Annotated in this window: 22 protein-coding genes; 12 read left to right on the forward strand and 10 right to left on the reverse strand. The window is 66.2% G+C overall.

The genetic code is table 11. From position 1 onward, the window contains the following. Positions 1–43 precede the first annotated feature (43 nt). Together AC6BOR_RS06240 and AC6BOR_RS06245 are read left to right on the forward strand one after the other, a co-directional pair. Positions 44–910: a cytochrome b/b6 domain-containing protein gene (locus tag AC6BOR_RS06240; RefSeq protein ID WP_498060326.1), complete on the forward strand. Its 867-nt coding sequence runs from the start codon at positions 44–46 to the stop codon at positions 908–910. Further along, positions 907–1,680, forward strand: a complete 774-nt coding sequence (locus tag AC6BOR_RS06245; RefSeq protein ID WP_498060327.1) for a molybdopterin-dependent oxidoreductase — start codon at positions 907–909, stop codon at positions 1,678–1,680. Before AC6BOR_RS06240 ends, AC6BOR_RS06245 begins: the two co-directional genes overlap by 4 nt. 126 nt (positions 1,681–1,806) lie before the next feature. On the opposite strand, the gene AC6BOR_RS06250 is transcribed toward AC6BOR_RS06245, so the two are convergent. The 8 genes from AC6BOR_RS06250 to AC6BOR_RS06285 form a co-directional block, all read right to left on the reverse strand. Beyond that, complete coding sequence (locus AC6BOR_RS06250; RefSeq protein WP_498060328.1) at positions 1,807–3,603, reverse strand: monovalent cation:proton antiporter-2 (CPA2) family protein; 1,797 nt, start codon at positions 3,601–3,603, stop codon at positions 1,807–1,809. Beyond that, positions 3,603–4,019 carry an iron-sulfur cluster assembly scaffold protein gene (locus AC6BOR_RS06255; RefSeq protein ID WP_498060329.1) on the reverse strand — a complete coding sequence of 139 codons (417 nt, stop codon included), beginning with the start codon at positions 4,017–4,019 and terminating at the stop codon, positions 3,603–3,605. Before AC6BOR_RS06255 ends, AC6BOR_RS06250 begins: the two co-directional genes overlap by 1 nt. Positions 4,020–4,070: 51 nt before the next feature. After that, positions 4,071–5,417: a cysteine--tRNA ligase gene (gene cysS / locus AC6BOR_RS06260; RefSeq protein ID WP_498060330.1), complete on the reverse strand. Its 1,347-nt coding sequence runs from the start codon at positions 5,415–5,417 to the stop codon at positions 4,071–4,073. Then, positions 5,414–6,073: a CvpA family protein gene (locus AC6BOR_RS06265; protein ID WP_498060331.1), complete on the reverse strand. Its 660-nt coding sequence runs from the start codon at positions 6,071–6,073 to the stop codon at positions 5,414–5,416. The genes cysS and AC6BOR_RS06265 overlap by 4 nt, the downstream gene beginning before the upstream one ends. Positions 6,074–6,138: 65 nt before the next feature. Then, a complete protein-coding gene (radA, locus tag AC6BOR_RS06270) occupies positions 6,139–7,518 on the reverse strand; it encodes a DNA repair protein RadA (RefSeq protein WP_498060332.1) in 1,380 nt (459 codons plus the stop codon). 70 nt (positions 7,519–7,588) lie between these two features. Continuing rightward, positions 7,589–8,050: a nuclear transport factor 2 family protein gene (locus AC6BOR_RS06275; RefSeq protein ID WP_498060333.1), complete on the reverse strand. Its 462-nt coding sequence runs from the start codon at positions 8,048–8,050 to the stop codon at positions 7,589–7,591. A 4-nt stretch (positions 8,051–8,054) separates the two neighbouring features. Continuing rightward, on the reverse strand, positions 8,055–8,489 hold the full coding sequence (locus AC6BOR_RS06280; RefSeq protein WP_498060334.1) for a VOC family protein: 435 nt from the start codon (positions 8,487–8,489) through the stop codon (positions 8,055–8,057). A gap of 3 nt (positions 8,490–8,492) precedes the next feature. Next, positions 8,493–9,104 carry a pyridoxamine 5'-phosphate oxidase family protein gene (locus tag AC6BOR_RS06285; RefSeq protein WP_498060335.1) on the reverse strand — a complete coding sequence of 204 codons (612 nt, stop codon included), beginning with the start codon at positions 9,102–9,104 and terminating at the stop codon, positions 8,493–8,495. Positions 9,105–9,182: 78 nt separating this feature from the next. Between AC6BOR_RS06285 and AC6BOR_RS06290 the strand changes: the two genes are divergently transcribed. The 5 genes from AC6BOR_RS06290 to AC6BOR_RS06310 all read left to right on the forward strand — a co-directional run bounded on the left by AC6BOR_RS06290 (position 9,183) and on the right by AC6BOR_RS06310 (position 15,666). Beyond that, positions 9,183–10,052, forward strand: a complete 870-nt coding sequence (locus AC6BOR_RS06290) for a LysR family transcriptional regulator (protein ID WP_498060336.1) — start codon at positions 9,183–9,185, stop codon at positions 10,050–10,052. A 45-nt stretch (positions 10,053–10,097) separates the two neighbouring features. Next, on the forward strand, positions 10,098–11,333 hold the full coding sequence (locus AC6BOR_RS06295) for a M20/M25/M40 family metallo-hydrolase (RefSeq protein ID WP_498060337.1): 1,236 nt from the start codon (positions 10,098–10,100) through the stop codon (positions 11,331–11,333). A gap of 89 nt (positions 11,334–11,422) precedes the next feature. Beyond that, positions 11,423–12,829, forward strand: a complete 1,407-nt coding sequence (locus AC6BOR_RS06300; RefSeq protein ID WP_498060338.1) for a putative bifunctional diguanylate cyclase/phosphodiesterase — start codon at positions 11,423–11,425, stop codon at positions 12,827–12,829. Continuing rightward, the gene (locus tag AC6BOR_RS06305; RefSeq protein WP_498060339.1) at positions 12,822–13,253 is read left to right on the forward strand and encodes a BLUF domain-containing protein; all 432 of its coding nucleotides are present in this window, start codon (positions 12,822–12,824) and stop codon (positions 13,251–13,253) included. The genes AC6BOR_RS06300 and AC6BOR_RS06305 overlap by 8 nt, the downstream gene beginning before the upstream one ends. A gap of 82 nt (positions 13,254–13,335) precedes the next feature. Next, on the forward strand, positions 13,336–15,666 hold the full coding sequence (locus tag AC6BOR_RS06310) for a patatin-like protein (RefSeq protein WP_498060340.1): 2,331 nt from the start codon (positions 13,336–13,338) through the stop codon (positions 15,664–15,666). On the opposite strand, the gene AC6BOR_RS06315 is transcribed toward AC6BOR_RS06310, so the two are convergent. Both AC6BOR_RS06315 and AC6BOR_RS06320 read right to left on the reverse strand, forming a co-directional pair. Continuing rightward, positions 15,611–16,351: a hypothetical protein gene (locus tag AC6BOR_RS06315; protein WP_498060341.1), complete on the reverse strand. Its 741-nt coding sequence runs from the start codon at positions 16,349–16,351 to the stop codon at positions 15,611–15,613. The two genes, AC6BOR_RS06310 and AC6BOR_RS06315, sit on opposite strands and share 56 nt — an antisense overlap. Positions 16,352–16,477: 126 nt before the next feature. Then, a complete protein-coding gene (locus AC6BOR_RS06320; protein WP_498060342.1) occupies positions 16,478–17,056 on the reverse strand; it encodes a hypothetical protein in 579 nt (192 codons plus the stop codon). Positions 17,057–17,303: 247 nt separating this feature from the next. Between AC6BOR_RS06320 and AC6BOR_RS06325 the strand changes: the two genes are divergently transcribed. The 5 genes from AC6BOR_RS06325 (at position 17,304) to atpD (ending at position 22,303) form a co-directional block, all read left to right on the forward strand. Next, a complete protein-coding gene (locus AC6BOR_RS06325) occupies positions 17,304–17,684 on the forward strand; it encodes a hypothetical protein (protein ID WP_498060343.1) in 381 nt (126 codons plus the stop codon). A gap of 136 nt (positions 17,685–17,820) precedes the next feature. Then, a complete protein-coding gene (locus AC6BOR_RS06330; RefSeq protein ID WP_498060344.1) occupies positions 17,821–18,357 on the forward strand; it encodes a F0F1 ATP synthase subunit delta in 537 nt (178 codons plus the stop codon). 15 nt (positions 18,358–18,372) lie between these two features. After that, entirely contained in the window at positions 18,373–19,902 is a 1,530-nt protein-coding gene (atpA, locus tag AC6BOR_RS06335; protein WP_498060345.1) for a F0F1 ATP synthase subunit alpha, read from the forward strand. A 64-nt stretch (positions 19,903–19,966) separates the two neighbouring features. Beyond that, complete coding sequence (locus AC6BOR_RS06340) at positions 19,967–20,842, forward strand: F0F1 ATP synthase subunit gamma (protein ID WP_498060346.1); 876 nt, start codon at positions 19,967–19,969, stop codon at positions 20,840–20,842. 12 nt (positions 20,843–20,854) lie between these two features. Continuing rightward, positions 20,855–22,303, forward strand: coding sequence for a F0F1 ATP synthase subunit beta (gene atpD, locus AC6BOR_RS06345; protein WP_498060347.1), 1,449 nt, complete (start codon positions 20,855–20,857; stop codon positions 22,301–22,303). The last annotated feature ends 50 nt before the right edge of the window (positions 22,304–22,353 follow it).

Genomic DNA, 22,353 nt, shown 5'->3' on the forward strand with positions numbered 1-22,353 from the left:
TAACCCCTTGGCAACTTCGCGCGAACAGCAGGAGAGGACGATTATGGCCAGCACTGCTCCCCCGCTCGACACACCGCCGCCTGCGATGTTGGCGCCGCCACGCCGCGTGCTGCGCCACCATTGGCTGGTGCGGCTGACCCACTGGACCAACGCGCTGGCGATCATCCTGCTGCTGATGACCGGGCTCAACATCTTTGGCGCCCATCCCCGGCTCTATTGGGGCGATGCCGGATCGGTCGATCACCGCGCCGGGCAATGGCTGGAAATCGGCGCATCGCCGCCGTGGCGCGATCCACAGGGCTGGCTGCAGATCGGCGATCAGCGCTTCGACACATCAGGCCTGCTCGGCGCCTCGACCACACCCCAGGGCGCGCCCAACATCGTTGCCTTCCCGCACTGGGCCACACTGCCGGCGATGCGCGATCTCGCCACCGCGCGCAGCTGGCATTTCTTCTTTGCCTGGGTGCTGATCCTGAACGGCCTCACCTGGCTGGGATATGGCCTCGTCTCCGGCCGCTTGTGGCGGGATATCCTGCCCAGCCGCACCCAGCTCAGCCCGGCCCATCTTTGGCATGACATCGTCGAGCATGCGAAGCTGCGCTTCCCCAAAGGCGAGGCCGCCCTTTCCTACGAAGTGCTGCAGCGGCTCGCCTATGCCGGGGTGGCGCTGATTCTCATTCCGACCGTCATCCTCACCGGGCTGGCCATGTCGCCGGGCATGGATGCGGCCTGGCCCTTCCTTGATGCACTGTGGGGCGGCCGGCAATCGGCGCGCTCGGTGCATTTTATCGCCATGGCCAGCATTGCCGGTTTCCTGGCCCTGCACCTGGTGCTGGTATTGCTGTCGGGCCCGATCCGGCAGATCGGCGCCATGATCACCGGCCGGATGACGATCGGAGGCGCGAAATGATCCTGCCCCGTCGCCAATTGCTCACCGCCCTGCCGGCCAGCCTGGCGCTGGCCGGCTGCGACGCGCTCACCCGCAATCCCACCGCCCAGGCCGTCATCAAATCCGGCGAACAGGCGACCGAGCGCTGGCAACGGCTGGTCGGTCGCGACGGGCTGGCCCGCGAATTCAGCGCGGCGGAAATCTCGCCGGTGTTCAAGGCCAATGGCACGAAACTGCCCACCAACCCCGAATGGCAGGCGCTGGCGGCCGGCGGCTTCGCCGATTGGCGGCTGCAGGTGACCGGGCTGGTCAATCGGGAGCTCAACCTGAGCCTGGCCGATCTCCAACGACTGCCGCAGCGCAGCCAGATCACCCGCCATGATTGCGTGGAAGGCTGGAGCGCGATCGGCCAGTGGACCGGGCCGCAGCTGGCCCCGATCCTGAAGGCCGCGGGCCTGCGTGACGGCGCCCGCTACATCGTCTTCCTGTGTGCCGATGATTATGGCGGGGAGGCGAGCAAGGGTGGCCTCCAGTCCAGGAGCCGCTATTATGAAAGCATCGACCTGGTTGATGCCTTCCACCCGCAAACGATCCTGGCCCACAGCCTCAACAATCAACCGCTCGACACCGCCCACGGCGCGCCCATCCGGCTGCGCGTTGAACGCCAGTTGGGGTACAAGCAGGCCAAATATCTGATGCGGATCGTGGTGGCCGACAGTCTGGCACCCTTCGGGCAGGGCAAGGGCGGCTATTGGCCCGACCGCGGCTATGAATGGTATGCCGGCACATGAAGCCGGCCTGTCCTACGCGGCCCTATTCTGTCATCATCGCCAATGATCCTGCTTTCGCGCGGCTGATCGCACCGATCAAAGCGGCGAAATGCGTAAAAAGTGGAAAAACTGCCGCCAGAATCGGCCTCAGGCCGGCGGAATCTCGCCCAAGGCGGCCGGATCGGGCGCGTTGAAGTCCAAAGCGCCGCGAATGATGCTCTCGGCACCGGTCATCATGTCGCCGCTGCATATCTGCAGGTCCAGCCGCTCCAGATCGCGGCGGCGATACTCGGCTTCGATGGCATCGATCATCGTGTCGGGCGTGCCGAGCGTGGCCAGCACATCGCGGCTCATGGCCACCGCACTTTCCAGCGTCTCGCGTGTCACCTGCTCCACTCCGGCCTGGCGCAGAGCGATGGTGTGCATCCGGTCATAGGCGCGGGCGATGATCGGCAGGTCGGGCCATTCGGCGCGGATCGGCTCTAGCACCGGCTTCGGATCCCATTGGCCGTCGATGGCGAACACCAGGGCGCTGGCGCGATCGATGCCGGCGGTGCGCAGGATATCCAGTCTTGTGCCATCGCCCCAGAACACCTGGTTGCCAAAGCGGGCGGTGATGTCGATCAGTTCGGCATCCAGATCGATGGCGGTCAACGCCAGGCCGCGCGCCCGCAGCATCTGGGCAATCACCTGCCCGACCCGGCCGCTGCCCACCAGCACGACATGGCCGCCGGGCAGATCGCCGGCCATTTCCGGCCCGTCGCGGCTGCCGGCCTCCTCCACCCGTTCGAACAGCCGCATCGCCAGCCGAAACAGCAGCGGCGTCAACGCCATGGAGCAGGTGACCACCGCGCCGAACAGCTGCGCCGCGCTGTGGCTGATCAGCAGGCCGCGCTCCGCCTCGCCAAACAGCACAAAGCCGAATTCGCCACCCTGGGCCAGCAGCATGCCCATCTCCCCGGCGCGGCGCCAATCGGTGCCGAACTGGCGGGCGAGCGCAGCGATCACCGCCGTCTTCACCGCCATCACGCCAATCACCAGCGCGATCAGCAGCGCAAAATTGTCGCGCATCACGGTCAGATCAAGGCTCATGCCGATGGCGATGAAGAACAGGCCCAGCATCAGGCCCCGGAACGGCTCGATGTCGGTTTCCAGCGCGTGGCGATAGGGCGATTCGGCCAGCATCACGCCGGCGACGAACGCGCCCAGCGCCATCGACAGCCCCAGGCTGGCCATCAGCAGCGCGCTGCCCAGCACGGAGAGCAGGGCCGCGGCCACAAACGCCTCGCGCGCGCCCAGCGTGCCGATGATGCGGAACAGGCGGGGCAGCACCCAGCGGCCAACCGCGACCAGAAAGGCCAGTGCCCCCAGTGTCTTGGCCGCCATCAGCCAACCCGGTTCGGGATTGGCCACCGGCGCCCGCGACAGGGCCCCGACCACGGTCAGCAGCGGCACGATGGCCAGATCCTGGAACAACAGCATGGCAAAGCTGCGTTCGCCAAAGGGCGTGGCCGCCAGTTGCCGTTCGCCCAGCAGCTGCATCACCAGCGCGGTGGACGACAGGCCCAGCGGCAGGCCGACCACCAGCGCCGCCTGCCAGGTCAGGCTGGTCAGCCCCAACAGCAGCCCGGTCAGCGCCAGGCCGCACAGGATCACCTGCGCCGCGCCCAGCCCGAAGATATCGCGCCGCAAGGCCCACAGCCGCGACGGCTGCAGTTCCAGCCCGATGACGAAGAGCAGCAGCACCACGCCGAATTCGGCAAAATGCAACGTCTGCTCGGCATTGGCGACCAGGCCCAGCAGCGACGGGCCGATCAGGATGCCAGCGGCGAGATAGCCAAGCACGGCGCCCAGCCGGAAGCGGATGAACAGCGGCACCAGCACGACGGCGGCGGCCAGATAGACCACCACATCGCGCAGCAGATTGGGCTGGGCGTCCGCCATCAGCCCGCCGCCTCCACGGCAGCCATCAGGGCATCGAGCGGCAGCAGGATCGATGCATGGCGGGCGCGATGGGCCCGCGCCGGGGCAAAGGCGGCCCAGCCATCCGGCGCGGTTTCACCCGTGCCGGCCAGGAACTCGGCCAGCGCGCGGCGGGTGGCGGCCAGCGCATCGGCATCGGCACCAAGTGCCCGCTCCGCTGCCACAGCCGCCGACGCCTGGCCCAGCGTGCAGGCCTTGGCAGCATCCAGCGCCACCGCAGCAATGCGGCCGCCGGCCAGCGTCACATCGGCAATGATCTTGCTGCCGCACACCGGCGATACCCGCGTGGCAGTGCCGCCCGGCGCAGCGAGGCGATGGGCGCCTTCCCCGGCCAGTTTCAGGCGCAGAATCGCCGCGCTGTAGAGCGAGTCAGCCATATCTGCTTCATGCCCTTCGGCAGCGGCGCTGAACAGGCGGGAAAACGCCGCTCAGGCCCGCCGCCAGGTGGTGCCGGCGGGCCCGTCTTCGAGGCTGATGCCTTCGGCGGCCAGCGCGTCGCGGATGCGATCGGATTCGGCCCAGTTCTTCGCCTTGCGGGCGGCCGTGCGTTCCGCCACCAGCGCATCGAAGCGCGCCGCATCGGGATCGGCGCTGCGCATATCGTGCGCGTGGCGGCTCTTTTCCGGGCTGAGCGAGGGCAGGCCCAGAAAGGCCAGCGCCCCCAGCAGCGCCTCACGGTCCTGCTCGATCCCGGCAATCGCCGCCAGGGCCGCGGGCGTGTTCAGATCATCGGACAGCGCCTCCACCAGCGACGGTGGCGGCAGCGGACGCACGCCCTTCGGCACATCGCCCAGCTTGCGCAGCCATTTGTCCAGCCGGCCGCGCATCTGGGTCAGCAGCGCTTCGTCCCACTGCAGCGGCTGGCGATACTGGGCGCTGAGGATGCCGAGGCGCAGCTCGTCCCCGGTCCAGCCGGCGGCGAGCAGATCACCCACGCTCTGCACATTGCCGAGCGATTTCGACATTTTCTCCCCGCCACCAAAGTTCAGGAAACCATTATGCATCCAGATGTTGGCAAGCGGCGCACCATCATGGGCGCAGGCGCTCTGCGCGCACTCATTCTCGTGGTGCGGGAAAGTGAGATCGATGCCGCCACCATGGATGTCGATGGTTTGCCCCAGGCTTTCGGCAATCATCGCCGAGCATTCGATGTGCCAGCCCGGCCGCCCACGCCCCCAGGGGCTGGGCCAGCCCGCCTGATCCCTGGAAGACGGCTTCCACAGCACGAAATCGGCCGGGTTCTTCTTGTAGGGCGCCACCTCCACCCGGGCGCCGGCGATCATCTCGTCCAGCGGCCGGCGCGACAGGCTGCCATAGCCGCCGTGGCTGGCCACATCGAAGAGCACATGGCCTTCAGCGGCATAGGCATGGCCCTTGGCGATCAACAGGGCGATCATGTCCACCATCGCCGGGATGCTGGTGGTGGCATGCGGGTGCAGATCGGGCCGCTCCACCCCAAGGGCCGCGGCATCCTCGAGATACAGCGCCTCATAACGCTGGGTGATCACCTCGATCCCCACGCCCTCGGCCCGGGCCTGGTCCATGATCTTGTCGTCAATGTCGGTGATGTTGCGGGCATAGACCAGCTTGTCGGGCCCATAGACATGGCGGAGCAACCGCTGCAGCACATCAAACACCACGGCCGGGCGGAAATTCCCGATATGGGCGCGGCCATAGACGGTGGGGCCGCAGACATACATGGTCACCCGATCGGGGTTGATCGGTTGCAGCACATCCTTCGTGCGCGTCGCGGTGTTGTAAAGCCGGATCGTCATATCGCGGTGGAAGGCGACTTTTTTTCCTGCTCGTCAAGCAGGCTGTCGAGCGCGCTGCGCTGCTTGCGGTCATAGCCGCCGTCATCGGCCGGCGCATCATCGCCAAAGCCGGGCACATCGGCGTGCGGATCAATCAGTTGCTGCTGCTGCTTCCAGGCTTCGCCAACCCAGCCGACCATGGCGCTGGCCACCAGCGCCAGCGTGGGGGTGGTGCGCGCCTTGGCCAGCCAATCGGGGCGCTCGCTGCCGCCGGGCACGATGCGCAGGGCCAGCGTGATCAGCAGGAAGATCAGGCTGGCGCCCAGAAACCCCTTCACCAGGCCAAAGCCGAGGCCCAGGATCCGGTCCAGCACGCCGATCGTGCTGCCCTTGGCCGAACTGGACAGGAAGCTGCCGATCAGCTTGACGCCCAGCAACGCCAGCAGGAACGGCCCCAGCACGGCGGCAAAAGCGCCGATCATGTCGCTGCCGCTGGCTTCGGCAAAAATCGCCTTGGCCGGCGTGTAGAACAGGCGGACGGCGACGAAGCCGGCAAACCAGCCGGCCAGGCTGGCAACCTCGGCAATGAAGCCGCGCATCAGGCCAAAGCCGGCGGCGGCACCAACGATGATGACGACAATCCAGTCAAAACCGGCGAGGGAAGCGATGAAATCCATGATGCTGCTGCGCCTACGCCAAACCGGGGTGTGTTGCCAATCCAAAACAGCTCATGACAACAGCATCATTCTGGCCTGCCGAGCGAATCCACCACGGCGTTCAGGGTGCGGAAACTCGCCACCCGCATCGCCCCGCCGCCGCCGGTGCCATCGGGCACGAAGGCACGGCCAAAGCCCAGCTTGGCCGCTTCCTTCAACCGCAACGCGGCGAGGCCAGCGCTGCGCAACTCGCCCGACAGCGCCACTTCGCCAAAGGCGACGCAATCGCCCGGCAAGGGCCGGTCGGTCAGCGCCGAAACCAGCGCGCAGGCCACCGCCAGATCGGCGGCAGGATCGGCAATCCTGAGTCCGCCCGCGACATTCAGATAGACTTCGTGCCCGCCAAAGCCGAGGCCGCAGCGCGCCTCAAGCACCGCCAGCAGCATGGCCAGCCGGCCCGAATCCCAACCGACGACAGCCCGGCGCGGCGTCGCCCCCGATGGCACCCGCACCACCAGCGCCTGGATCTCGCAGAGCACCGGGCGCGTGCCCTCCAGCGCCGGGAACACGACGGCGCCGGTCACGCTGGCGCCGTCCGCCCGGTTTGTCAGGAACAGGCTCGACGGGTTCGCCACCTCCTCCAGGCCATCGGCACCCATGGCAAACACGCCAATCTCGTCCGTCCCGCCAAAGCGGTTCTTCACCGCGCGCAGGATGCGATACTGGTGGCTGCGCTCCCCTTCGAAATAGAGGACGGTATCAACCATATGCTCAAGCACGCGCGGGCCTGCGAGCTGGCCATCCTTGGTGACGTGCCCCACGATCACCAGCGCACAGCCCGACAACTTGGCAAAGCGGATCAGCTCCTGCGCCGACGCCCTGACCTGTGACACGGTGCCGGGCGCGCCCTCCAGCGTGTCCGAATGCATGGTCTGGATGGAATCGATCACCAGCAGCGCGGGGGCGGTGCTCTGGCTGCCCAGCGTCGTCAGGATATCGCGCACATTGGTTTCGGCCGCCAATGCCACATCGGCCTTGGCCAGGCCGAGCCGGCGGGCGCGCAGCCGCACCTGGTCCGCCGCCTCCTCGCCCGAGACATAGGCGACGCGATTGCCACTGCGCGCCATCTTGCCGGCCGCCTGCAGCAACAATGTGGATTTGCCGATGCCAGGATCGCCGCCGATCAGGGTGACGCTGCCGGCCACCAGCCCGCCGCCCAGCGCCCGATCCAGCTCGGTGATGCCTGTGGACAGCCGCTGCGGCAGGGCCACATCATCGGCCAGGCTTTCCATGGCGATGCGGCGGCCGCCCGACTGCAGCGACTGCTTGGCGGCAAAGGGCGTGAACACCGGTGCCGCCTCTTCAGCCAGCGTGTTCCATTCCTTGCAGTCCGCACATTGCCCGGCCCAGCGCGGCGCCACCGCCCCGCACGCCTGGCACACATAGCGCGTCTTGCCCTTGGCCATCGCCACTCCAAACAGAACAGAGTGGGAACGTTAGAAGAATGACCCGGCCGAGGCAAGGGGGGCCGGCGGCCTACAGACCCAACGCTTCCAGCCCCGGATAGTCATCCGGCCGCCGATCCCCCGCCCAGAACAGGCAGCGATCCTGTTCCCGTATCGCCACATCGTTGATGCTGGCGATGCGGCGCTGCATCAGGCCATCCGCGCCGAATTCCCAATTTTCATTGCCATGGGATCGGAACCACTGGCCGCGGCCATCATGCCATTCATAGGCGAAGCGCACAGCCAGCCTCGTGTCACCGTGCAGCCACAGCGCCTTGACCAGGCGATAATCCTGCTCCCGCTGCCATTTGGCGGTGAGAAATTCGATGATCGCCCCCCGGCCGCTGATAAAGCGGTCGCGGTTGCGCCACTGGCTGTCGGGCGCATAGGCCAGGGCGACGCGCTGTGGATCGCGGCTGTTCCAGGCATCTTCGGCAGCGCGCACCTTCAACATGGCGCTTTCACGGGTGAAGGGCGGGATCAGGGGGCGCATCGGTTCAACCACCGAACGGAGTCGCAAATTCGATGCGGATGCCGCCGGGCATCGCAATGATCATGTGGTTGACCGGCGACCCGGCGCGCATCGGGCCGGGGCCAAATTCGATCGCCACACCCGGCCACCCGCGCAACCGCGCGTGGAGAGCCTGCAGCGCCGCATCATCGCGCAGTTTCAACGCCAGATGGTGCAGGCCGACATTGGCCCTGCGGTCAAAGCCGACCGCGCTGGCCGGGTCGGCCGCCTGCCACAGCGTGATCAGGCTGCTGCCATCCGATACGAACAGCGCCGGATAGGCCGGCACCGCGCCCACCTCGGCAAAGCCCAGGCCAGCAATGAAGAAGGCCGCCGCAGCGCCGAGATCGGGCACGGTCAGGCCAACATGATGAACGCCAAGCGTCAGTGGGCCAGGCAGGTCGGTGGGGGCAGTGGTCATGCGTCAGTCTCCTTCCGGGGTGATGAGCGCCTGTAGCCGGGCGATCTCGGCCCTCAGCGGCGCGGTGGCGGCGGCAATCTGAGCTTCGGTGAAGCGCGGCGTGATGTGCTGGGGGCAATTCCAGTCAAGTCCGATCACATCGATGATGAAGGCACGTTCGGGCTCGGCGTCGTACCCCGGCGGCATCAGCGCGGCCACCATGTTGGCATCGTCGGCCGCCGGGATCACGTGCGCCCGGCCCAGCAGCTTGAGGCGGCGGCGGTTGGGATAATCCATCAGGAACAGCGCCACCGGGCTGCCATCGACGATGTTCGCCATCGACACGAACTGGCGGTTGCCGCGGTAATCGGCAAAGCCCAGCCGGTTGCCGGGCAGGCATTTCAGGAAACCGGCCGGCCCGCCGCGATGCTGGATATAGGGCCAGCCGTCGGCGCTGGTGCTGGCCATGTAGAAACTGTCGCGCGCGGCAATGAAATCGGCCTCGCGCTGGCCCAGTTCGTCGCGGCCACCGGACCCATCGCCCTCCAGCCGGGCATAGGACGGGCGCGAGCCATCGGCCGTCTGCAAGGCGCGGGCGGTATCGCCAAAGATGGTGCGGAGGAAACCTTGAGCCATGGCAAGGCTTGTAATCCCGCGCATCACTCGCGATAATCCAGCCAATCAGAAAAACATTATCCCGTTTTTGGCAACAATATGGATCAGCTCCAGACGCTCGACCTGTTCCTCGCCGTGGCCGACAGCAGCAGCTTCACCAAGGCGGCGCAGGCACAAGGCTGCTCGACCACAGCCGCCAGCCGGGCGATCGCGGCGCTGGAAGCCCAGCTGGGCACCAGCCTGTTCCGGCGCTCCACGCGGCAGGTGATGCTCACCGATGCCGGCATCGCCTATCGCGACCGCATCCGCCCGCTGCTCGCTGAACTCAAGGCGGCAGCCCGTTCGGCCCGGGCCGAGCCGGGCGAGCCCCGGGGCGAACTCCACATCACCGCCCCCACCATGTTCGGGCGGCTGCACGTGGTGCCAGTGGTGGCCGGCCTGATGGCCCGCTTCCCACGCCTGTCGGTGCGGCTGCTGCTGATCGATCGCAATGTCCGCCTGGCCGAAGAAGGGATTGATGTGGCGGTGCGCATCGGCGCGCTGGCCGATTCCAGCCTGACGGCGGTCAGGATCGGCACGGTGCGGCAGGTGATGGTGGCCAGCCCTGCCTATCTTGCGCGGCGCGGCACGCCGGCCGATCTGGCCGGACTGGCCGCCCATGATCTGATCGCCACCAGCGGGCCGCGCGCCAATGGGCAATGGCGGCTGGGCCGGCGGCTGCACCCCAGGCTCAGCCTGTCAACCGTGGCCGGGGCGGTGGCGGCCGCCGAAGCCGGCAGCGGCATCGCCTCGCTGCTCAGCTATCAGGTCGATGACGCCCTCGCCAATGGCCGGCTGGTCGAGATCCTGCCCGGCCTGCTGCCCGAGATCCTGCCGGTGCACCTGCTGTTCGATGCGCGGCTGCCGGGCAGCAATGGCCGCCGGCCGTTCATCGATGCGATGAAGGCGGCCATGGCGGCCCGGGGCTGAATCTGCCAATTGCAATGCACGCCGGCCCTGTGCCACATGCCGGCCATGCGCATCATGATCCTCCCCGCCCTGCTCCTGTCCGGATCGGCTCTGGCCCAGCCCGCCGCTCTGCAGGCCGCTCACGCCAGGCTTGCCGCTGATTACGACACCACCATCGCCGAGGTGATCGAGCTCACCGAAATCCCGGCCCCGCCCTTCAAGGAGACCGCGCGCGGCCAGCGCATGGCCGAGAAGTTCAAGGCGCTGGGCCTCACCGATGTCCATGTCGATGCCGTCGGCAATGTGATCGGCACCAGGCCGGGCAAGGACCGCACCGCCAAGGCGCTGATGGTCGCTGCCCATCTCGACACCGTGTTCCCGCCCGATGTGCCCATCAAGGTCCGCCGCGAAGGCGACACGCTGCACGCGCCAGGCATCGGCGACACCACCGTCACGCTGGCCGCGCTGCTGGCCTTCAACCGCGCCCTCAATGCCGCCAACATCACCCCGCAGCGGGACATCATCTTTGTCGCCAACGTGGGCGAGGAAGGCCAGGGCGATCTGCGCGGCGTGCGGCACCTGTTTTCGGCCAGCCCGCTGAAGGCGCGCATTGCCGACTTCATCAGCTTTGATGGCAGCAATGTCGCTCGCATCGTCAACGGCGGCGTCGGCTCCCGCCGCTATCGCGTCGCCTTCAAGGGGCCGGGCGGCCACAGCTATGGCGCGTTCGGCATCGTCAACCCGATGGCGGCGATGGCAGGGGCCGTGCAGGCGTTGTACAAGGTCGTGCCGCCCGCCGATGTGAAGACCACCTTTGCCGCCTCCACCATTGCTGGCGGCACTTCAGTCAACTCCATCCCCAACCTGATCCTCGCCGAATTCGACATGCGGTCGGCCTCCACCGCCAATCTGAAGGCGCTGGAAGCCCAGTTCCTGAAGATCATCGAAGACAGCGTCGCCGCCGAGAATGCCGCTCGCGACACCCGCTTTGGCAAGATCAGCGCCGTGCCCGAACTGATCGGGGACCGGCCTGCCGGCACCACGCCTGAAAGCGACCCGCTGGTGCAGACCGCCGCGCGCATCCTCACCGCCGGCGGCTATGACGCGCAGCTGATGCCAAGTTCGACGGACAGCAACATCCCGATCAGCCTGGGCATCCCGGCCATCACCCTGGGCGCGGGCGGCGGCGGCTTTCGCGCCCACGCCCTAGATGAATATGTGAATGTGGAGCGCGCCGGCTTCGTGAAGGGGTTGACCACGGCGTTCGACATCGTGGTCGAAGCTGCCGCCATCAAGCGCTGAACTGAGCAGGCATCTGCCGATCCGGCAACATTCAGTGCAAATTGCGATTTTTCTCGCTTCGCTCTTTAATTGCGCGCATAGGCCGCTCGATGAGTGCGGCCTTCACCTCTGCGGGCGAGTCGCCCGAACGGCCTTTCGTGCTGGCAGACACCAACATTGGGTTGGCGGTGGACGAGCTTACCGGCTTTCTGACCAGGCAAAGCCTGACGAAGCTGATGAAATCCGACGCTTTTCGTGCTGCATGGCCGCATGTCGCCCTGGTGAAAGTGGAGCTGTCGCGCTTTGACCTGATGGGCATTGGCAAAGGGCCGGAGCGCGCCGATCTGGTTGTCGTGCGCACCAGCCAAAGACTTGCGCGCCTGCTTGGAAACGCGCTGGCATTCGCAAGGATGGGAGAGGCCCGGTTTTGCGCTCTGCTGGTGCCGTCACCAACGCTTGAAGCCGATATCCGGCGGATGATGGACTTTCTGCAGCGGCCAATGGCGATCGACGGTGAGATCATCGTGGTCCGGCCCCATGTTGGCGTCGCCTTGATGGACGATGTCGACAGGTCTGAAACCCGGTTGATCCAGGCGGCGAGTGCAGCCTTGCATCATGCCAGGATCGTCAACCATCCCATCATGTTCTTCCAACCGGTGATGCTGGCCGAGGCGCGCAGAAACCACCAACTGGAGAATGATCTGCGCCTGGCGATCACACTCAAGTCGACCGACATCTATGATGCCGTCAACAATGCCGAATTCTCGATCCTCTACCAGCCAATCATCAACGAGGTGTCTGGTTGCGTTCATGGTTTCGAGGCGCTCGTGCGTTGGCAGCATCCAACCTTTGGCCTGATCAGCCCACAACATTTCATCGACTTGGCCGAGCAGATCGGTGTGATGCCGTTGCTGGGCAATTGGATCATCCGCCGAGCAATGGTGGATGCAATGGCCTGGCCAGCCAATCGGGATGGTACGCATCCACGGGTGAGCATCAATCTGAGCGCGCGCCAGTTCGATGAACCAGAGCTGCTCCTGACCGTGATCAAGCAGGCCATCAGCCATGCCGGCATCCAGCCGAGCCGGGTCTGCTTCGAAATGACCGAGTCCAACTATCTGTCACCGGCTGTAAAACCGCACCTTGAGGCGATCCGCGCCATCGGGTGTTTTCTCGCGCTGGATGATTTTGGCACCGGCTATTCCGCACTCAGCGTGCTGGTGGAGTTGCCGCTGGACTATCTGAAGATCGATCGGTCGCTGGTGGTGGACCTTGCTGCAACTGATGCTCGGGTCGCCCGGCGTTCCCGCCGGTTGATGAGCAGCATAATCGGTTTGGCCGAAGGCCTTGGCCTGCACCCCGTGATCGAAGGCGTTGAGAACAGAGAGCAGCTGCTGACGGTGTGTGCGATGGGTGCGGAACTGATCCAGGGCTACATCCACCACCCGCCCATGCCGATGAGCGCGGTAGCCCGGTTCATGGAGACAATCACCGCGGCCGGCCCAGCCAGTGAATGATCTGCATCGCCTGATCTACATCAGCCGTAGCACCCTGCCGGCCGAGGTCAGGACGGATGAGCTCCACGCAATCCTTGCCAGGTCGCGCAAGGCCAACCACCTGGCGGGCATCACGGGGGTTTTGCTGTGTTCCAAGGGCTATTTCTGCCAGGTGATCGAGGGCAATCTGCAGCCGATGGAACTATTGTTCGAAACCATCCAGCTCGATGACCGCCACACCGATGTGACAGTGTTGGAGTTCATAGCAACTTCGGAGCGGCTGTTCGGCGCCTGGGATATGGCACATGTCGACCTTGATGAGGGCGGCCCTGAAGAAACATCCATCAAGACTGCCATGCAAAGGCTGCAGATGGCGGCCACTGGCCGCAGCATGGTGCGGGTGTTTGCCGATCTGATCGGCCAGCGCGAAGCGTTTCGCGCCTGATTGCAACCATCGCGCAACCCGGCCCGCGCCGGCCGCGAATTCCCAGCCACTTGCCGGGGCCTGCCGCCCCGCTACACTGGCAGTGGAAGGATGGCATGTGCAGAGCAAGGAGCTTCGCCTCGCGCTGGTCTGCTATGGCGGGGTGAGCCTGGCGGTCTACATGCACGGCCTCACCAAGGAGGTCTGGAAGCTGGCCCGCGCCTCCATGCGCCGGCACACAGCAGATGCCCTGCCCCCGGCGCGGGACAGCGAGATAGTCTATCAGGCCCTGCTTGATGCCATCCCCGGCCTTGATCTCAGGGTGGTGTGCGACATCGTCGCCGGCGCCTCGGCGGGCGGCATCAATGGCGTGCTGCTGGCCCGGGCGCTGGTGGAAGGCCATGATCTGGATTCCATCCGCAGCCTGTGGCTGGACGGGGCCGACAGTGATGCCCTGCTCGATCCGGAAGCGGCGTCGCGGCCGCTGTCGAAATTGTGGGCGATCCCGCTGGTCTGGTGGGTCCGCCGGCGCGGGCTGGAGGCCGAGGACAAGGCCGAGGTTGCCGCCCATGGCGAGGTGAAGGCCAAGCTGTCCCGCTTCATGCGCAGCCGCTGGTTCCAGCCGCCCTTTTCCGGAACGGCCTTTTCCGGCCTGCTGGCCGATGCCTTTGCCGCCATGGCCAAGGGGGAGCGCACACCGCCGCTGGTGCCGCGCCTGCATCCGTTCGATCTGTTCGTCACCGTCACCGATTATCACGGCTCCCCCAAGGCGCTGCGGCTCAACAGCCCGGCCCAGGTGATCGAACCCGAACATCGGCTGGTGATCGGCTTTGGCTGCCCCGGCGATGGCGATGCCCGGCATCTGGGCGATGATCCGGCGCTGGTGCTGGCGGCACGGGCCACGGCCAGCTTCCCCGGCGCCTTCCCGCCCGCCCGGGCGGCCGAGGTGGCAGCGCTGTATCGCCAGCGCGGGCCCGGCTGGCCCGGCATGGATGCTTTCCTCGCCCACATCCTGCCCAGCCGCAACGCGCCCGACATGGTGGACCTGATCGACGGCGCCGTGCTCGACAACCGGCCCTTTGGCCCGGCGCTGGCGGCGCTGGGCCGCCGCCCCGCCCACCGTGAGGTGGATCGCCGGCTGGTCTATCTTGATCCCAAGCCGGGCAGCCATGCCGGCGAGCATGTGCCCGGCCACCACCCCGGCTTCTTCGCCACCATCCTGCGCAGCCTCGCCGATATCCCGCGCCAGCAGCCGATCAGCGACAGTGTGGCGGCGATCGAGGCACTGTCGGGCCGGGCGCGGCGGCTGCGCCACATCGTCATCGGCATGATCCCCCAGGTTGATGCCGCCATCGATGCGGCCATTGGCATTCGCCTGCTGCTGCTGTCGCCCACACTGGAACGGCTGGCCGACTGGCGCAGCCGCATGAACAGCGAGGCGGCACGGCAGGCCGGCTTTGCCTATGGCGCCTATGGCCGGTTGAAATTCTCGGCCGTGGTTGATCGGTTGGCCAGCGAGCTCGCCCGCATCTCCGGAACGGAGGCCGACATGCTGCGCCCGCTGCTGTGGCGCCACCTGGGCGCCGCCAACAATCCCGAAGCGGCGCTGGCCAAGGGCGGCGCCGGCAGCGACTATGTCCTCACCCTGCGGCGCTTTGATCTGGATTTCCGCATCCGCCGCCTGCGCTTCATGATCCGCCGCATCAACGCTGCCATGGCCGGGGCCGACGAAGCGACCGCCGCGATCCTGGGTCGCATCAAGGCCGGGCTGCACGCCATCCTGGCCCCGCACCTCACCGCCTGGAGCCGGGTGGCGGCTGACCCGGCGGTGCGGGCCGCCTGCACCGGGCCCGATCTTGCCGCCGCGCTGGCCACGGTGGAGGCGGCGCTGGGCCTGAAGGCGCTCGACGGCCAGAGCGATGCGGCGCTGGTCGCCCTGCTCGCCGAAAAGCTGCCGCGCCGGCTGCGCCGCGATGTGCTGTCATCCTATCTGGGCTTTCCCTTCTTTGACATTGCCATCCTGCCGCTGATCGCCGATGGCGGGCTGGACGAGTTGGACGAGATCAAGGTGGACCGCATCAGCCCGGATGATTGCTCCGGCCTGGGCACGGCCGGCGGCCGGCGGTTGAAGGGCGCGCTGTTCAACGCCTTTGGCGCCTTTTTCAGCCGGTCATACCGCGAACATGACTATCTGTGGGGCCGCCTGCATGGGGCGGAGCGGATGATCGACCTGGTGATCTCCAGCCTGCCGGAAGCCGCCCGCCCCAGCCCGGGTGACCTGGCCGGCATCCGGGATCAGGTGTTCCGCGCCATCATCGCCGCCGAACGGCCGCACCTGAAGCATGTCGACGATCTGTTCGCCGATCTGGATGCCACGCTCACTCGGCCGGCTGGGCCTTCCGGACCGGACGATACTGGCGCAGATAATGGATGATGATCATCATGCCGATCACGCTGGGAATGGCCCAGATGACGGGGTTGAAGGCATGGGCCGGAAACATCTCGATCAGGCCGACCGACAGAAAGGCGGTGTAGGCCGCGATGCCAGTGGCGACCATCGCCTTGAAATGTTCGGGGATATAGGCGCGGGGGGATGAGGGCGCAGTAAAGATGTAGCGGAAATAGGTGGTGGTGGTGCCAAAGCCGAGCAGCGAGACCATCACCATCAGGATGGGCTCCATCACCGGGCCGTTGCGGTTCAACAGATACAGGCCATGGGCCAGGCAGACACCGGCCGCCGCCATGGTGACGCCCTGCAGCGCCAGCATCGACCAGTGGCGGTTGCCCGGATGGTTACGGCGGTTGCTGACCATGACCAGGCCATAGCGCGTCATCGACATGGCCAGCAGCCCGAGATAGACCATCATGGTGCCGAACATGCCGCGATAGAGCACGGCATCGGTGAGTTGCGGATGCATCGCCAGCGGCCAGACCAGCGACAGCGCGCCCATGCCAAGCGCCTGGGCAGCCGCGGTGTAGATGGCAGCTGAGAACACGAAGCCCCACCAGCGGTGCGCCGGCCCGCCCTTCTTGGTGAGAACGGCTCCCCAGAAGGAGGTCAATGCCACCACGCCAGCACCGATGTGGATGGCCAGAAACAGGTTGAACAGCCAGGGCATGATGGGCGGTTTTCCAAAGGCTCCTTGGCAGCCCCCATGGCCACAACGCAGGCGCGACGGCAAGTGGGCTGTGGGGAATTGGCAGAGGTGGCCGGCGCGGCGGGCGGGCGCTGTAGGTTACAAAGGTTACAAATTGGGCTTGATACGCGCGCGCGATGCACGCAATTTCAGAACGCTGGGATCGGGCACCACCAGCACCAGCGGCGGCGGCAACCGGTCCAAGGTTTCGAATTGATAGGTCATAGGGCGTTCCGGCAGCCAGTCGCGCCGGTCGGGCTGTGCATCGATCAACGCGCGCAGGTCGGCAATCTGGCGTGCCATGGCAGCTTGCGTGCTTTGGCGCTCCTCCGCGCGTTCGAGCAGGCGAACGAGCAGGCGGGCATCACAGGGCCGCCGCCGGATCACCTCGACCACGCCATTGCGTTCTATCACCTCCTCCTCGCCTTGCAGGGCACGTTCGATGGCGACATGCTCGATCTGGCGGACCGCCTCGACCAACGCCAGATCCCAGGCGGCGCGAAAATCGCCGGCATTGGGATGGCGGCGCAGACGATAGGCCGCCATCCGGCTCATGCCGACCCGGCGGCAGGCCATGGTCACACTGCCAGTGTCGGCCAGCACTTCGAGGAAATATTGCTGCCGCGCCGCCGTCCAGCCATCGTGGCGAACGGGTTCGGCGGAGGGGGTCGGGAGAAGGTCGCTCATGGGTGGGAGTGTAACCCAGCCGTGGGGATGTAGGACAGAAGCGAAGAAGGGAAAGAAGAGCCTCCGGCGGGCAGGGTCGCGGACCCTGCACCCGTTTGATTTTGGGCGGCGCTGTGATCAAAAAGCGCACCGCCGCGCCGCGCTTGCAGGACGGGAGCGCACTGAAACAAACGGGTCCAGGGTCCGCGACCCTGGCCGCCGGAGGCTCTGCTTGCCTCTGTGCCCTGCGCGGCTGCATGATCCCGGCATGACCGCCCTTGCCCTTGGCCTGCGCTATTTCGCTGGCGTGTTCGCGCTGGGGTTCCTGCTCGGCACCGTCCGCACGCTGTGGCTGGCGCCCATGGTGGGGGATGTGGGGGCGGTGGCCATCGAGTTGCCGCTGATGCTGGGGTTCAGCTGGTGGTGGTGCCGGCGGGTGCTGGCGGGGCGGTTGGTGGCGGTGGGCGGCCGGGCCGTCATGGGCGGCACGGCGTTCTTGTGGCTGATGCTGGCCGAATTGGGCCTGTCGCTGGCCTTTGGTGGCACGTTGGCGACGCATCTGGCGGCGCTGGTGGCGCCGGCGGGTTTGCTGGGGCTTGGCGGGCAATTGCTGTTTGCCGCCCTGCCCCTCATCCCAAAGGCCAAATAGCGGCAATGCTGCCTTGCAACATCGCGGGGGCCATGCTAGCCGCGCCGCGCAGCCGGTGGACTTCGTTCGCCGGGCCTTTTTGTCATATCCGATTCAAAGCGAGGCACCAGCCTTGGACGCACAGATTTCTCACCAAGTGGCCACCGGCCTTTCCGGCCGCTATGCCCGTGCGCTGTTCGATCTGGCGATCGAGGGCAAGACACTTGCGGCCGTCGAATCCAGCCTGAATTCGCTCAGCGAGGCGCTGGCCGAATCGGCTGATCTGAAGACGCTGATCAGCAGCCCGCTGGTGGGCCGGGGTGCGGCGGGTGCTGCCATCAAGGGTGTGGCCGCCGGGCTGAATGTCGATGGCCTCACCCAGAATTTCCTTGGCGTGCTGGCCGCCAACCGCCGCCTGGCGTTGCTGCCGGCCGTGATCCGCGATTTCGCTGCACTGAACGCCGCCCGCAAGGGTGAGGTGACCGCCAATGTGACGGCGGCGCACAAGTTGTCGGCGGCCCAGCAGAAGGCGCTGGCCGCCAAGCTGAAGGCCGGCATCGGCCGCGATGTGGCGCTGAATGTGACTGTTGATCCGGCGATCCTGGGCGGCCTGGTGGTGCGCGTGGGCAGCCGCATGATCGATTCCTCGTTGAAGACCCGGCTCGAGAATCTCGGCCAGGCGCTGAAAGCTTAAGAAGGGCTGATTGTCATGGATATCAATGCCGCCGAAATCTCGCGGATCATCAAGGACCAGATCGCCAATTTCGGCACCGAAGCCCAGGTTTCGGAAGTCGGCCAGGTGCTGAGCGTTGGTGACGGCATCGCCCGCGTGCATGGTCTGGACAATGTGCAGGCCGGTGAAATGGTGGAGTTTCCGGGCGGCATCCAGGGCATGGCCCTGAACCTGGAAACCGATAACGTCGGTATCGTGATCTTCGGTTCTGACAGCCAGATCAAGGAAGGCGACACCGTCAAGCGCACCGGCACCATCGTCGATGTGCCGGTGGGCAAGGGCCTTTTGGGCCGCGTGGTTGACGGCCTGGGCAACCCGATCGACGGCAAGGGCCCGATCGTGGCGGCCGAGCGTCGCCGCGTCGAAGTGAAGGCGCCGGGCATCATCCCGCGCAAGTCGGTCCATGAACCGATGCAGACCGGCCTGAAGGCGCTCGACGCCCTCGTGCCCGTCGGCCGCGGCCAGCGCGAGCTGATCATCGGTGACCGCCAGACCGGCAAGACCGCTGTCGCCATCGACACCTTCATCAACCAGAAGGGCATCAACGCCGGCGACGACGAGTCGAAGAAGCTCTATTGCATCTATGTCGCCGTGGGCCAGAAGCGCTCCACCGTCGCGCAGATCGTGCGCGCGCTGGAAGAAAATGGCGCAATGGAATATTCGATCGTGGTCGCCGCGACCGCGTCGGAACCGGCCCCGCTGCAGTTCCTGGCGCCTTATACCGGCTGCACCATGGGCGAATATTTCCGCGACAACGGCATGCACGCCGTAATCGTGTATGACGATCTGTCCAAGCAGGCCGTCGCCTATCGCCAGATGTCGCTGCTGCTGCGCCGCCCGCCGGGCCGCGAAGCCTATCCGGGTGACGTGTTCTATCTGCACAGCCGCCTGCTGGAGCGCGCCGCCAAGATGAACGACGCCAATGGCGCCGGCTCGCTGACTGCGCTGCCGATCATCGAAACCCAGGCCGGTGACGTGTCGGCCTATATCCCGACCAACGTGATCTCGATCACCGACGGCCAGATCTTCCTGGAAACCGAGCTGTTCTACCAGGGCATCCGCCCGGCCATCAACGTCGGCCTCAGCGTGTCGCGCGTCGGCTCGGCCGCGCAGACCAAGGCGATGAAGAAGGTCGCCGGTTCGATCAAGCTGGAGCTGGCCCAGTATCGCGAAATGGCCGCCTTCGCCCAGTTCGGTTCGGACCTTGATGCGTCGACCCAGAAGCTGCTGAACCGCGGCAAGCGCCTGACCGAGCTGTTGAAGCAGGCCCAGTTCGCGCCCATGCCGTTCGAAGATCAGGTCGTGTCGATCTTTGCCGGCGTGAACGGTTATCTCGATGGCATCGATGCCGCCGCCGTGACCCGCTTTGAAGCCGCGCTGCTCAGCCATGTGAAGTCGGCCCATGCCGATGTGCTGGCCGACATCCGCGACAAGAAGGACCTGAGCGCGGACACCACCGCCAAGCTGAAGGAGCTGATCGGCGCCTTCGCCAAGACCTTCGCCTGAAACGGATCAGTCACGCCGCCGGCCTGACCGGCGGCGTTGACCGCAAAGGAAGACAGACAGGCCAATGCCCAGTCTCAAGTCTCTGAAAAACCGCATCACCTCGGTGAAATCGACTCAGAAGATCACCAAGGCGATGAAGATGGTGGCCGCCGCCAAGCTGCGCCGCGCCCAGGAAGCCGCCGAGGCCGCCCGCCCCTATTCGGAGCGGATGGCCGCCGTGATGGCATCGCTGGCCAGCCGCGTCACCGTGGGCCCGGAAAGCCCGCGCCTGCTCGCCGGCACCGGCAAGGACCAGGTGCATCTGCTGGTCATCTGCTCGTCGGAACGCGGCCTGGCCGGTGGTTTCAACAGCAACATCGCCAAGCTGGCCCGCCGCACGATGGAAGAGCTGCTGGGCCAGGGCAAGACGGTGAAGCTGCTGTTTGTCGGCAAGAAGGCGCGCGCGCCCTTTGCCCGCACCCACAAGGAGCTGATCATCGACACGGTGGACATGAGCCACATCAAGAATGTCGCCTTTGCCGATGCCAAGGCGGTGGCCGAGGATGTGGTTGCCCGCTTTGAGGCCGGCGAATTCGATGTCGCTCACCTGTTTTTCTCCACCTTCCGTTCGGCCCTGAACCAGGAGCCGACCCGGCTGCAGATCATCCCGGCCGCCCTTCCGGCGGGCGATGCTTCCGGCACCGATGCGTCGGTGGAATATGAACCGGGCGAAGAGGCGATCCTTGCCGATCTGCTGCCCAAGAATCTTGCCGTGCAGGTGTTCCGCGCCCTCCTCGAAAATGCCGCGTCCGAACAGGGCAGCCGCATGACCGCGATGGACAACGCCACCCGCAACGCCGGCGACATGATCAACAAGCTGACCATCACCTATAACCGCACGAGACAGGCCGCGATCACCAAGGAACTGATCGAGATCATCTCGGGCGCCGAAGCGCTTTAAGGAGCACGCCACATGACCAACACCACCAACAATGTCGGGCGCATCAGCCAGGTCATCGGCGCCGTTGTCGACGTGACCTTCGAAGGCGAACTGCCGGCCATTCTGTCGGCGCTGGAAACCAGCAACGGCGGCAACCGCCTCGTGCTCGAAGTGGCCCAGCACCTGGGCGAAAACGCCGTGCGCACCATCGCCATGGATGCGACCGACGGCCTGGTCCGCGGCCAGGAAGTGGTCGACACCGGCAGCCAGATCCGCGTGCCGGTCGGCCCCGCCACCCTGGGCCGCATCATGAACGTGATCGGTGAACCGATCGACGAGCGTGGCCCGATCGATCAGACCAACACCGCGCCGATCCACGCCCCCGCCCCGGAATTCGTCGACCAGTCGACCGAAGCCAGCATCCTGGTCACCGGCATCAAGGTCATCGACTTGCTCGCCCCCTATGCCAAGGGCGGCAAGATCGGCCTGTTCGGCGGCGCCGGCGTCGGCAAGACCGTGCTGATCCAGGAACTGATCAACAACATCGCGAAGGGCCACGGCGGCACCTCGGTGTTCGCTGGCGTGGGTGAGCGCACCCGCGAAGGCAACGACCTGTATCACGAATTCCTCGAAGCCGGCGTCATCGCGTCTGACGCGGATGGCAATGCCATCTCCGAAGGCTCCAAGGTGGCGCTGGTCTATGGCCAGATGAACGAGCCGCCCGGCGCCCGCGCCCGCGTCGCCCTGTCGGGCCTGACCATCGCCGAATATTTCCGCGATGTCGAAGGCCAGGACGTGCTGTTCTTCGTGGACAACATCTTCCGCTTCACCCAGGCCGGTTCGGAAGTGTCCGCGCTGCTGGGCCGCATCCCGTCGGCCGTGGGCTATCAGCCCACTCTGGCCACCGACATGGGCGCCCTGCAGGAGCGCATCACCTCGACCAACAAGGGCTCGATCACCTCGGTGCAGGCCATCTACGTGCCCGCCGACGACTTGACCGACCCGGCCCCGGCCACCTCGTTCGCCCACCTCGACGCCACCACCGTGCTGTCGCGCCAGATCGCCGAGCTGGGCATCTACCCGGCCGTCGACCCGCTCGATTCGACCAGCCGCGTGCTGGAACCGCGCGTGGTGGGTGAAGAACATTATGGCGTCGCCCGCCAGGTTCAGGAAGTGCTGCAGAAGTACAAGAGCCTGCAGGACATCATCGCCATTCTGGGCATGGACGAGCTGTCGGAAGAGGACAAGCTGGTCGTCGCCCGCGCCCGCAAGATCCAGCGCTTCCTGTCGCAGCCGTTCCACGTCGCCGAAATCTTCACCGGCACCCCGGGTGTGTTCGTGGCCGTGGAAGACACGATCAAGGGCTTCAAGGGCATCGTGGCCGGCGAATATGACCATCTGCCGGAAGCCGCCTTCTACATGGTTGGCACCATCGAAGACGCGATCGCCAAGGCCAAGAAGCTGGCTGCGGACGCGGCGTAAATTGCTCCCCTCCCGCTAGCGGGAGGGGTCGGGGGTGGGAATATCCACGC

The sequence above is a fragment of the Sandarakinorhabdus sp. FBCC-B8862 genome (genome assembly GCF_059745315.1).

Coding starts and splice junctions, on each gene's coding strand:
- AC6BOR_RS06240 (WP_498060326.1), top strand. CDS start 44: ATGGCCAGCACTGCTCCCCCGCTCGACACACCGCCGCCTGCGATGTTG.
- AC6BOR_RS06245 (WP_498060327.1), top strand. CDS start 907: ATGATCCTGCCCCGTCGCCAATTGCTCACCGCCCTGCCGGCCAGCCTG.
- AC6BOR_RS06250 (WP_498060328.1), bottom strand. CDS start 3,603: ATGGCGGACGCCCAGCCCAATCTGCTGCGCGATGTGGTGGTCTATCTG.
- AC6BOR_RS06255 (WP_498060329.1), bottom strand. CDS start 4,019: ATGGCTGACTCGCTCTACAGCGCGGCGATTCTGCGCCTGAAACTGGCC.
- cysS (WP_498060330.1), bottom strand. CDS start 5,417: ATGACGATCCGGCTTTACAACACCGCGACGCGCACGAAGGATGTGCTG.
- AC6BOR_RS06265 (WP_498060331.1), bottom strand. CDS start 6,073: ATGGATTTCATCGCTTCCCTCGCCGGTTTTGACTGGATTGTCGTCATC.
- radA (WP_498060332.1), bottom strand. CDS start 7,518: ATGGCCAAGGGCAAGACGCGCTATGTGTGCCAGGCGTGCGGGGCGGTG.
- AC6BOR_RS06275 (WP_498060333.1), bottom strand. CDS start 8,050: ATGCGCCCCCTGATCCCGCCCTTCACCCGTGAAAGCGCCATGTTGAAG.
- AC6BOR_RS06280 (WP_498060334.1), bottom strand. CDS start 8,489: ATGACCACTGCCCCCACCGACCTGCCTGGCCCACTGACGCTTGGCGTT.
- AC6BOR_RS06285 (WP_498060335.1), bottom strand. CDS start 9,104: ATGGCTCAAGGTTTCCTCCGCACCATCTTTGGCGATACCGCCCGCGCC.
- AC6BOR_RS06290 (WP_498060336.1), top strand. CDS start 9,183: ATGGATCAGCTCCAGACGCTCGACCTGTTCCTCGCCGTGGCCGACAGC.
- AC6BOR_RS06295 (WP_498060337.1), top strand. CDS start 10,098: ATGCGCATCATGATCCTCCCCGCCCTGCTCCTGTCCGGATCGGCTCTG.
- AC6BOR_RS06300 (WP_498060338.1), top strand. CDS start 11,423: ATGAGTGCGGCCTTCACCTCTGCGGGCGAGTCGCCCGAACGGCCTTTC.
- AC6BOR_RS06315 (WP_498060341.1), bottom strand. CDS start 16,351: ATGCCCTGGCTGTTCAACCTGTTTCTGGCCATCCACATCGGTGCTGGC.
- AC6BOR_RS06320 (WP_498060342.1), bottom strand. CDS start 17,056: ATGAGCGACCTTCTCCCGACCCCCTCCGCCGAACCCGTTCGCCACGAT.
- AC6BOR_RS06325 (WP_498060343.1), top strand. CDS start 17,304: ATGACCGCCCTTGCCCTTGGCCTGCGCTATTTCGCTGGCGTGTTCGCG.
- atpA (WP_498060345.1), top strand. CDS start 18,373: ATGGATATCAATGCCGCCGAAATCTCGCGGATCATCAAGGACCAGATC.
- AC6BOR_RS06340 (WP_498060346.1), top strand. CDS start 19,967: ATGCCCAGTCTCAAGTCTCTGAAAAACCGCATCACCTCGGTGAAATCG.
- atpD (WP_498060347.1), top strand. CDS start 20,855: ATGACCAACACCACCAACAATGTCGGGCGCATCAGCCAGGTCATCGGC.